We start from the raw sequence: 10,695 nt of genomic DNA, 5'->3' as shown, positions 1-10,695 counted from the left end.
ATACAGCAACCTTTGATGGAGTCGGAAGTAATAGATTCTCTAGCATTGCAGGAAGTACTGTAGAGCAAACTGGAGAGGGCAAGGGAGGAATGCTAACAGTGAATGCAGGCTCTCTAACTGTTAGCAATGGCGCTCAACTCACTTCTGCTACGTTTGGACGTGGAGATGCTGGGGATGTCACTCTGATTGTGAGGGATACAGCAACCTTTGATGGAGTCGGAAGTAATAGATTCTCTAGCATTGCAGGAAGTACTGTAGAGCAAACTGGAGAGGGTAAGGGAGGAATGCTAACAGTGAATGCAGGCTCTCTAACTGTTAGCAATGGCGCTCAACTCACTTCTGCTACTTTTGGACGTGGAGATGCTGGGGATGTCACTCTGACTGTGAGGGATACAGCAACCTTTGATGGAGTCGGAAGTAATGGATTCTCTAGCGGCGCGGGTAGCACTGTGGAACGAACTGGAGTAGGTCGAGGGGGTAATTTAACGGTGAGTTCAGGATCGCTTACGCTCAGGAATGGTGCTTTCTTAAATTCGAGTGCTGTTGGACAGGGTGATGCAGGAAATTTCGTAATTCGAGTCCGAGATCGACTGGAATTATCCAATAGATCTATCATTTCAACAGCCTCTCAAGCCACAAATGGAGGTTCGATAGATATTTCTGCCAAAACAATTCTGCTCCTAGATAATAGTAATATCACAACTTACGTATTTAGCGGAGAGGGCAAAGGAGGAGATATTCGACTGAACGCAGGCGCGATCGCAGCCCTAAATGACAGCAATATCCTTACACTAGCTCCTCAAGGTCAGGGTGGAGATATTGTGTTCAAGACACGAGCATTTCTAAGTCAGCCACTCTATCGCCCCTCGCCTACAATCTCAAATTTTGATGAGTTCAATGCCTTATTTAACAATGGTCAGATTGATATCAATGCTAGTGGTGCAATAAGTGGTGCGATCGTGGGTGTTCCTAACATTACATTTCTCCAAAACAATCTCACTCAACTCTCACAAAACGCATTCGATCCGAATATCTTTTCTAATAGCTGCATCGCCCGCGATCAAAAAACGGGTGCATTCTACATCACAGGCAGAAGTGGACTTATTCCAAAGCCTGGCGAACTCTCAAACTATTCAGTAGGAACCATTCAAGCAGTCTCATCCAGCGACCAGCGAGGAGCAGCGATCGTAGAACCGCAAGGGGTCTACCCACTCCCCGATGGTCGCCTAATCCTAAGTCGCGAATGCCCATAACTATCGATTTTGGGCAGAACGCTGTACATTCTCAGTGAGCTTATGAATCGAGAAAAAGAACTTCCCGCGCTCCCCTGGCTTCACAGTACTGACAATCAGCGAATAGTCCCCATCCTTCGGTAGATCAATCCGTACCGTATCCTGCCGCTCTGTCTTACCTTCTACAACTATCTTCCCTGCTGGATCATACAATGCCAAATAAGGTTCAAAATCAAACTGATGTAACGCAACTTCGATCGCTTGTCCTGCCTTGCCCGGAAACATATAACGACGATAAAAAGAACCATCCGACAACCGTGGATCACTTGGAGTCAATTTCGCCTGCTCCACAATCACAGGCAGAGAAGACTGTAACTGATAGCGTCCAAGCTGTTCCGGCTTCGCAGCATTCGCAATCACCGTATAAGTTCCACGATACGGCAAATTCACAATCAACTGTGCCGATTCACCGCGCTTGCTTTCCACACGACTCAACTCTTTGCCATCAGGACTTAAAAGTAACAAGTAAGACCCAATTTCAGCACTCGTCATACCAATCATTACAGGTTGATCCGCTTCTCCCTCAAACTGATAAATATTCGCCCGACTTCCATCCCCACAAAAAAGATGGCTCGATGCTTGTAAACTGCCCTGCTGAGTGCTACCTAAAGATAATTGAGAAGCGAGTAAAGCAGAAGTGCCAACCGGAATCAAATATTGACCCAAAACTGGCGAAAGATTCTCTTTCATCGCTTGCAGCAACACCTGTACTCTATCTACTGAAATTGCCAGATTAATCCCCACGTTTTCATCCAGTCCCTTCAGAGTATTAATTGCTAAAAGCTCACCACGATGATTGAGCAACGCGCCTCCAGAATTCCCAGGACTAATCGAAGCATCAGTTTGGATAAAACCTCGATCGTTATCGAGATTACTCACAATGCCCTGCGTAATCGAAGAAGGTTTAATCCCTCTGGGATAGCCGATCGCATAAACTCGCTGACCCCGCTGAATCGCGTTCTGTGCGGCGAATTTAATGGTCGGTAAATTCGTCGCTTCAATCTTTAGCATCGCCAGATCGAGACAGTCTGGACTTCCCATTGAGACAACTTGAGCCGCAAATTTTCGTCCATTTTGTAGCTCAACCTCGATTTGTCGTGCCCCTTCTAAAACATGCGCGTTCGTCACAATCAATCCATTTGCATCCACAATCACTCCACTGCCTCGTCCTTTCTCAGTCGAGATATACACAACCGAGGGAGCCACTTTACGATAGACATCCTCAGCCGAAGCATTACTCTCCTGAGCTTGCGCCGCACGAGATGGATCTAAATTTGGAATGGTTAAAGTAAATTCACTCAGCGTAACAGCAGCGATCGCACTGTAAACAGCAATCAGCCCAGAAGCAACGAAACGAGTTAATTGAAAAGAAGACTTGCAAACCATGCAGAAAGCTCCTTAAATTTCTATGCCCATGTCTAGACAATACGGTCTGCCTCTGATCAGAAGACTGAAGCTTTTTGCCAGTTCCATTGCCGATTTCTGCCATCAAATTGTCCAGATGTACAAAGGACATTCGCTCCCATCGCTTCTAGCATATGGATATCCTTTTCGAGATGATTATGCAACTCAAATCCTGGTTTGGCTTATCAATCCTGACTGCTACAATGCTACTCACATCGATCGCGCCTGCAAAAGCAAATTCTACTTGCGATCGCAATTCTGATCCCGATCAAGCTCAAACTTGCACCTATTCTGATCGGCAAAGATACCTCGCTGAAGCGATTTCTCAAATCGTCTATCTCTACTATCAGCGTACCGGACAGGCGATTCCAGTCACGAGTCAAACGGTTGTCGAAGTCATGCGAATCGTTGGAGCGTCTGGATCAGAGGCTGCATTTGTGGTTGATCGTATGGTTGCAAATGCGCGTGCTCTTTCAGCCCCTCTTTAGTCGAGCACAAGTTTAGCGGATTGAAATTGCAGTTTTCGGCAAAGCTGTGTTCTCAAATCATGTCACTGTGAAAGTGTGGTTTCTTCATTGACGCGCTTGTGTTCGGAGAAGTAGAGAATGCTAGCAACTAAAACGACCCAATCAGACTGGCTTTCACTTGATCGTCATCAACCTATAGGATCTCGTGCGCTCTTCGATCACAGCCCGCATTCTTTCAACCTCGATCGACAATTTTCCGCCGCGCGTTTGACTCAATCCGATGCGCTCCTTGCTAATGAAAAACTAACGACGTTTAGTGTTAACACCCAGCAGATTGTAGGCACATTTCGGGCAGACACGTTCACAGTTTCATCAGCCATTGCTCGCACCATTATTTCTGGAAATGGCAATACTGATTTTGGCAGTGGTAGACGAGATCTCCTCGATCTCTCTAGCACTTCTTCTAGCAGTGTTCGTTTTAATTGGGCAAACCAAGCTGGAGTTGCCTACAATCCAGGAACTGGCACTCGGATCTTTGATGCGATCGATTTCAATGATGGCAGACAAATTCTATTTGAAGGCATTGAGAGCATTCAGTTTGCGGATCGTGTTGTGAATCTTGCGATCGTACCGAATGATCCCTTGTTTAGCCAGCAATGGAATCTTCATATGATCGGGGTGCAGAATGCTTGGCGATTTACAACAGGATCACCGAATGTTTTGATTGGGGTAGAAGATACTGGACTCTCGCTCGATCGCTCAAACGCTCCTCATTTGGATTTAGGTTCGACCCGTGCGCTAGCAGGTCAATTTGCAGATGATGGACGTGAGAATCATGGAACTGCTGTGCAAGGCATCATTGCAGCAGCGACAGATAATGGGATTGGGATGAGTGGCATTAATTGGAAATCAACGGTGATCCATGTTGATATTTTGGGGAGAAATTGGGGAGATTTGAGCCTTGCCGAGGGGAGTCAGCAAATTATCAATCAAGCTCGTCAGACGGGTCATCGCTTAGTGATTAATCTGAGCTTAGGTATTCCCAAGTCTTTTGGGGTGAACTATAGTACCGGGCTAGAAGAAATTGTTAAGAACAATCCAGATGTTGTTTTTGTGATTGCTGCGGGTAATGATGGGCATCTAAGGATTGAAGGGATTGCGTCTCCTGCGAATTTAGCTCGATTGTATAACAATGTGATTGCGGTGGGAGCAGTCTGGGGTACACAGAATAGGTTTGGACAAACAACGACTCCGGGTACTCGAATTGAATATCCATCCTGGTGGGGATCGCAGTATGGAGAGGGTTTAACGCTTATGGCTCCTTCAGAGGTGATTGCTCCAACTAGCCGTGATACGTTTGGAGATTCTGTGCGATTCACGTATCAATCAGATTTCAATGGCACATCTGCGGCGACTCCACAGGTAACGGGGATTGCTTCTTTGCTCCTGAGTGTGAATCCGGTTTTATCTGCGGCTCAGGTGCGTCAGATTTTGGTACAGACTGCTACTGATGTAGCTCAACCTGGGTTTGACAAGTTCACAGGTGCAGGCGTGGTGAATGCAGATGCGGCGGTGCGGCGTGCGATCGCGCTGTGGCGCGGGTTTGCGTAAAGCGGCTTGGCAAGAGATTTTTTTAGTGGTAGGTTAGTCTTGACTGCATTTGCGTAAAATTACGTAAGGTTTGATTCTTTACGTTGCGTGGAAGCATTGGGGGCATCACTGTGGCGAATTTAGGTTGGCTGAGCCATCGGCTTTGGCAAATTGGCGTGACGATTGCAGCAGTTGGAGCAATGATTGTGCCCGCTAGAGCGCAGATTGTTCCAGATAGTACTTTGGGCAATGAGCGATCGCAAGTCAATCCTTTCAATGCTTTCACGGATGTAATTGAAGGGGGAGCCGAGCGGGGAAGAAACTTATTTCATAGTTTTCAAGATTTCAATGTAGCAGCAGGACGTAATGTTTACATCATCAGTCCGAATACAGGAATTGAAAATATTTTGGCACGAGTGACCGGGAAGAATCCGTCACAGATATTCGGACGATTGGGAACAGCGAGTCGCCAAGGTAGTAGACTGTTTGCGGCAAATGCTAATCTATTTTTAATCAATCCCAACGGGATTGTGTTTGGGAAAGATGCGACATTAGATGTTGATCGCTCATTTGTTGCAACGACAGCAAATGCAATTCAGTTTGGCGATCAGGGCAGTTTTAGTGCCAGTCGCCCTGAAGGTGTTGCAGATGTTCTCAACATTGATCCTTCAGCATTTCTATTTAATCAGCTTCCAGTTGGGAATATCACAGTTAACTCGAACGCTCCAATCCGCTCTGGAAGTTCTTTTTTAGGGTTGCATGTTCCAGATGGGCAGAATCTCACGTTGTTGGGGGGCAATGTGACTGTTGATGGCGGGCAGTTAAATGCGTTTGGTGGTCGGGTGGAAATTGGTGCGATCGCAGGCACAGGCGAGGTCGGATTGAATCCGAATGGGAGTTTGAGATTTCCGGCGAATGTTGATCGAGCAGATGTGTTGTTTAGTAATGATGCAAAAGTTGATGTGTCGAATTTGGAAAAAGGTGATATTAGCATTACTGCTAGGAACATTCTTTTAGATAGTAGCAAGCTTATAGCAGGAATTGACTCATCAGATGGTACAGACAAGACTCAAGCAGGAAATATTACTCTAAATGCAACAGGGGAAGTAAAACTCATAGAATCCAGTCGTATCCAGAATGATGTGAATCGAAATCGTACAGGTAATAGCGGTAATTTAACGATTACAGCAAATTCTTTAGTTTTGACTGGAGGCTCTCAAATTAGTGCAAGTAGCTTCGGAACAGGAAATACGGGGAATGTGACGGTAAAAGTTAGCGATCGAGTTTTACTGAGCGGCGCAACACCTGATGGAGAATTTGGGAGCGCAATTTTGAGTCGAGTTGAAAAAGGAGGCAACGGCAGGGGTGGCAATCTATCTATCACTGCGAATACCCTAGAAATGACTGATGGAGCAAGCTTATCGGCTAGTATGTTAGGAACAGGGGATGCAGGGGATATAGCTATTACTGTTCAAGATCGAGTTTCACTCAACAAAAGCGATATTTTTGGCAATGTTGGGGAGACAGGAAGAGGTACTGGTGGAAATCTATCTATCACTGCAAACACTCTCGAATTGACTAATGGAGCAAGCTTATCGGCTAGCACATTCGGTACAGGGCATGCAGGGAATGCCACCATCACCGTCCAAGACCAAGTTTTACTCAACAATAGCAGTATTTTTGGCAATGTTGAGAAAACAGGAAAAGGCAACGGCGGAGGTCTATTCATCACTGCAAACACTCTCGAACTTATTAATGGAGCAAAATTATCGGCTAGTACATTCGGCATGGGTGATGCAGGAGATGTGACTATCACCGTCCAAGACCGGGTTTCACTCAACAATAGCGATATTTTCAACAATATTGGGAGGACAGGAAGAGGCACTGGTGGAAATCTATCTATCACTGCCAATACTCTCGAACTGAGTGAGGGGTCACAACTTGTCGCAAGTACAAATGGGAAAGGAAACGCGGGCAATGTGACAATTTCTGCTAGCACTCTGGAACTGACTGATGGAGCAAGCTTATCGGCTAGCACATCCGGCACAGGGGATGCAGGGGATGTGACCATCACGACCCAAGAGCGAGTTGCACTCGACAATAGCAGTATTTTCAGCAATGTTGAGGTAACAGGAAAAGGAAATGGCGGCAACCTATCTATTACTGCCAACACTCTCGAACTCACTAATGGCGCAAAATTATCGACTAGTACATTCGGTACAGGCAACACAGGAAATGTGACCATCAGTGTACAAGATCGGGTTTCACTCAGTAGTAGCAACTTTTTCAATAGAGTGGAGAAGACCGGAAAAGGTGAAGGCGGCAACTTATTTATTACTGCCAATACTCTCGCACTGATGAATGGGTCTCAACTCATTGCTGACACAGAAGGAGTGGGCAATGCAGGCAATTTTACGATTCAAGTTCGCGATCGTATCTCGCTCAGTGGCATTAATCCAACAGGATCCAGAAGTCTAGTTTCCAATCAAGTCGGAAGCAATGGAGAAGGTAGAAGTGGTAACATTAACATCTTTGCAAATACACTTGAACTCAGTGACGGTGCACAGTTAATTACTGGAATAGAAGGCAAAGGCAATTCGGGCGATATTACCCTCAACGTTCAAGATCGCATTTCACTCAGAAATGGCAATATTTTCAATAATGTCGGAAAAAAAGGTAGAGGTAACGGGGGAAATTTACTGATTACTGCCCATACTCTAGAACTGACAGATGGCTCACAACTCGTTCTGAGTACAGACGGTACGGGCAATGCAGGCAATGCTAAGATTCAAGTCCGTGATCTGGTTTCACTCAGTGGAACGACTCCTGATGACAGGAAATTGAGAAGCACGATTTTCACCCGAGTTGGAGAAGGTGCAGAAGGTAAAGGTGGCAATATTGATATTGCTGCGAATAGGTTTGAGATGAGTGCTGGCGCACGTCTGAACGCTAGTACTTTAGGTACAGGAAATGCAGGAAATATCATCATTGAGGTACTCGATCGTATTTCACTCAGGGGTAGCAATATTTTCAATAAGGTGGAGAAAACTGGAGCAGGTAATGGCGGCAACCTATTTGTCACCGCCAATACTTTTGAACTGATGGATGGATCTCAATTGGTCGCTAACACAGAAGGAGTAGGCAATGCAGGCAATGTTAGGATTCAAGTCCGCGATCGTCTTACTCTAAACAATAGTGACATTTTCAGTAGTGTGCTTCAAGGAGGACAGGGTGACGGAGGAAATTTACTGATTACTGCCCATACTCTTGATCTCGCGAACGGATCGCAATTGCTTGCTAACACCAATGGGATTGGCAATGCAGGGAATATCACACTGCAAATTCGCGATCAAGTCAGTTTGAGTGGTGTGACTCCTGATGGTAAGTTTAGAAGTGCTATTCGTAGCCAAGTTAACGAAGGCGGGGACGGCAATGGGGGAAACATCGTACTTTCTGCACGCGCCCTTGAAATGACTGATAATACTGATTTAAATGTGAGTACATTTGGTCAAGGAAATGCAGGAAATATTACGATTGAGGTTCAAGACCAAATCTCCCTTGATGATAGTAGTTATATTTCCAGTAGCGTAATACAAGGTGGAGAAGGTAAAGGAGGGAATCTATTTATCTCAGCCCAAACAATCGCACTGAGGAATGGAGGACAACTGAATGCAATCACGCAAGGAAAAGGAGATGCAGGTAACATCTTTCTAGGAACAGAGAACAAACCTGTTGCTTTACTCTCAATTTCAGGCACAGAGAGCAATGGTCGATCAAGTGCGCTTTTCTCTTTTACAGATAGTCTCGATAGTCTTGGAGGAAATATCCGAATTTTTGCCGACCGAATTCATTTATCAGATGGAGCAGTGCTAGATACTCGAACTTACGCAACTGGGAGCAGTGGCACGATCAAGATTGATGCCAAAACAATCGAGATTTTTGGTGGTGCTCAAATTCTCGCGATCTCTGAAAATAGAGGTTCAGCAAATACAATTACTCTTAATGTTAAAGATCAACTGCTTATCTCTGGTATAGATCCAAACTATACTAGCCGCAGTGGACAATTCCTAAATAGAGTCGCACCCATCAGCCCTGAGAGTGGTATCTACACGAGTTCACGCGCTTCTGAAAATGCAGGCAATGCAGGTAGTATTTTCATTACCGCACCTCGGATTCAACTCGACGATCGTGCCAAAATTGATGCTCAATCTGCAACAATCGCTGGCGGAAATATCAACATTCGAGCTTCTAATCGCCTTGTCCTTCGCAACGGGAGCCAAATTTCCGCCAGCGCCAGTCAAGGAGGCAATGGTGGTAATCTCGACATTAACACAGGATTTCTCATTGCAGTTCCGAAGGAAAATAGTGATATTAGAGCAGATGCTTTCAAAGGGACAGGCGGTAAAATTACTATCTTTACGACTGGAGGCATTTTTGGCATTGAACCTCGTTCTGAACCAACCAATCTGAGTGATATTACAGCAAGCTCCGGCGTGGGTTTCAGTGGTACAGTCACCTTAGCGACTCCAGATACAGATGAACTGCAAAACAACTTAGGTCAACTGCCTCAAATTTCCATCGACACCAACGTCCTTTTATCCAATAGCTGTATTGTCCGCAATCACAGAAATGGCACATTCTACATCACAGGTACAGGAGGATTGCCGACCACTGCTAATGACCTCTCGATCTATTCGACGGGAACCATTCAGCCTGTGAATCCTCCCTCAACCGGAAATCAAAAAGCAGCGATCGTCGAACCCCAAGGAGTCTATCCCCTAGCAAACGGTCAACTGGTCATGAGTCGAGAATGCCCTTCACAGGTCGCAGCCCCTTAAAACAAAAGTGCTAGAGATTGTAGTTTTCAGCCAGTGACCCTGCCCGATTCAGCACCTAAATTTTCAGAAAGCAGATATCCCTTGAACAGGCATTTTCCTTAATCTATAAATTAAGCAGCTAACCCGTTGCATTCAAAACTCTCTTCTGCCAACCCAGTTAGCTGTCCTCCAAACCATATTCACCAACCGGAGAACGTTATCATGTTGAGAAGCCAAAAAGCTCAAGCGATCTCTGCGAGTCTGATTGCTTTACCCACTATTGCACTGACTCCACTTGCAGCTTTTGCAAGTAAAAGTAACTTCAGCGTTCAAAATAGTCATAGAAGAGCTAGCATTGTCAAATTGTTTGTTTCCTCTGCTGCTCGTGGAACTTGGGACAATGATATTTTGGGAGCAGAAATTCTACGACCCAGTGAAAGTTCAACGGTAAGATTCGGCGATCGCAGTAACGATCACTGCCTATACGATTTCAAAGCCGAATTTTCGGATGGATTTGTGTCCGAAAGATTCAGAGTCGATGTTTGCAACAATAGTGGGATTACGTTCTACTAAGTGGAACAAATCTCACTCACATTACCCTATATAAATCAATTGAATCACAATCAACTCAGCAGATAGGATAGCCCGTCTGCTGAGTTTTGGTATGCTGTAAAGTAGACTAGTTGAGCTTCAAGCTAGTACCAAATTAATTTGGTATCTGCCGCAGTTGTGAACAACGATCCTGCTTTCCCTAGCTAGGGAAAGCAGGATCGTTGTTCGTTGAACTTGAAACTAGAAAATAATCTGAATCAGAGGCAATAGAATCTTATCCGATTCGATCAATCGACGATTCAAGTACACACGATTATTCAAATCTGCTTCTAAAATTTCTAACTCTTGTGGATCTAAACCTGGCTTTCCACCAATCCCACATTCTTTAGAGGGAAAAGGAAAGGGCTGATCCTTCGGACAAGTTGGGATGACGGCTTCTCCTAATTGTGATGTGGACGGGTTTGGGACAGTTACTTCGGGTGGAGTTGGAGCAGAGTAAGCAGGAATTGCGATCGCTGCGATCGCAATTCCTATCATTAGTGCTTTGAAAGCTGCCAGTTGGTTAGACATCAT

7 protein-coding genes are annotated in these 10,695 nt (G+C 45.3%); 5 read left to right on the top strand and 2 right to left on the bottom strand.

Annotated elements, in window-relative coordinates; translation table 11 throughout:
* Window positions 1-1,253: hypothetical protein (locus J0L70_RS30495; protein WP_287457119.1), on the top strand; the 1,253-nt coding region annotated here is incomplete at its 5' end.
* Here the strand turns inward: J0L70_RS30495 and J0L70_RS30490 are convergent.
* Entirely contained in the window at window positions 1,254-2,678 is a 1,425-nt protein-coding gene (locus tag J0L70_RS30490; RefSeq protein ID WP_287457118.1) for a S1C family serine protease, read from the bottom strand. It lies immediately after the preceding gene.
* Between the two features lie 176 nt (window positions 2,679-2,854).
* Here J0L70_RS30490 and J0L70_RS30485 point away from each other — a divergent pair, with 176 nt between their 5' ends.
* The 4 genes from J0L70_RS30485 (at window position 2,855) to J0L70_RS30470 (ending at window position 10,143) form a co-directional block, all read left to right on the top strand.
* Entirely contained in the window at window positions 2,855-3,184 is a 330-nt protein-coding gene (locus tag J0L70_RS30485; RefSeq protein WP_287457117.1) for a hypothetical protein, read from the top strand.
* 117 nt (window positions 3,185-3,301) lie between these two features.
* A complete protein-coding gene (locus J0L70_RS30480; protein WP_287457116.1) occupies window positions 3,302-4,774 on the top strand; it encodes a S8 family serine peptidase in 1,473 nt (490 codons plus the stop codon).
* 110 nt (window positions 4,775-4,884) lie between these two features.
* On the top strand, window positions 4,885-9,591 hold the full coding sequence (locus J0L70_RS30475; protein WP_287457115.1) for a two-partner secretion domain-containing protein: 4,707 nt from the start codon (window positions 4,885-4,887) through the stop codon (window positions 9,589-9,591).
* 201 nt (window positions 9,592-9,792) lie between these two features.
* On the top strand, window positions 9,793-10,143 hold the full coding sequence (locus J0L70_RS30470; protein WP_287457113.1) for a hypothetical protein: 351 nt from the start codon (window positions 9,793-9,795) through the stop codon (window positions 10,141-10,143).
* A gap of 219 nt (window positions 10,144-10,362) precedes the next feature.
* On the opposite strand, the gene J0L70_RS30465 is transcribed toward J0L70_RS30470, so the two are convergent.
* Window positions 10,363-10,692: a hypothetical protein gene (locus tag J0L70_RS30465; RefSeq protein ID WP_287457112.1), complete on the bottom strand. Its 330-nt coding sequence runs from the start codon at window positions 10,690-10,692 to the stop codon at window positions 10,363-10,365.
* Window positions 10,693-10,695 lie beyond the last annotated feature (3 nt).

The organism is Leptolyngbya sp. UWPOB_LEPTO1, from assembly GCF_017302695.1.
GTDB lineage: Bacteria > Cyanobacteriota > Cyanobacteriia > Leptolyngbyales > Leptolyngbyaceae > Leptolyngbya > Leptolyngbya boryana.
The sequence above is the reverse complement of the archived record's forward strand: the minus strand, read 5'-3'. Positions and strand labels throughout refer to the sequence as shown.

Coding starts and splice junctions, on each gene's coding strand:
- J0L70_RS30490 (WP_287457118.1), bottom strand. CDS start 2,678: ATGGTTTGCAAGTCTTCTTTTCAATTAACTCGTTTCGTTGCTTCTGGG.
- J0L70_RS30485 (WP_287457117.1), top strand. CDS start 2,855: ATGCAACTCAAATCCTGGTTTGGCTTATCAATCCTGACTGCTACAATG.
- J0L70_RS30480 (WP_287457116.1), top strand. CDS start 3,302: ATGCTAGCAACTAAAACGACCCAATCAGACTGGCTTTCACTTGATCGT.
- J0L70_RS30470 (WP_287457113.1), top strand. CDS start 9,793: ATGTTGAGAAGCCAAAAAGCTCAAGCGATCTCTGCGAGTCTGATTGCT.
- J0L70_RS30465 (WP_287457112.1), bottom strand. CDS start 10,692: ATGTCTAACCAACTGGCAGCTTTCAAAGCACTAATGATAGGAATTGCG.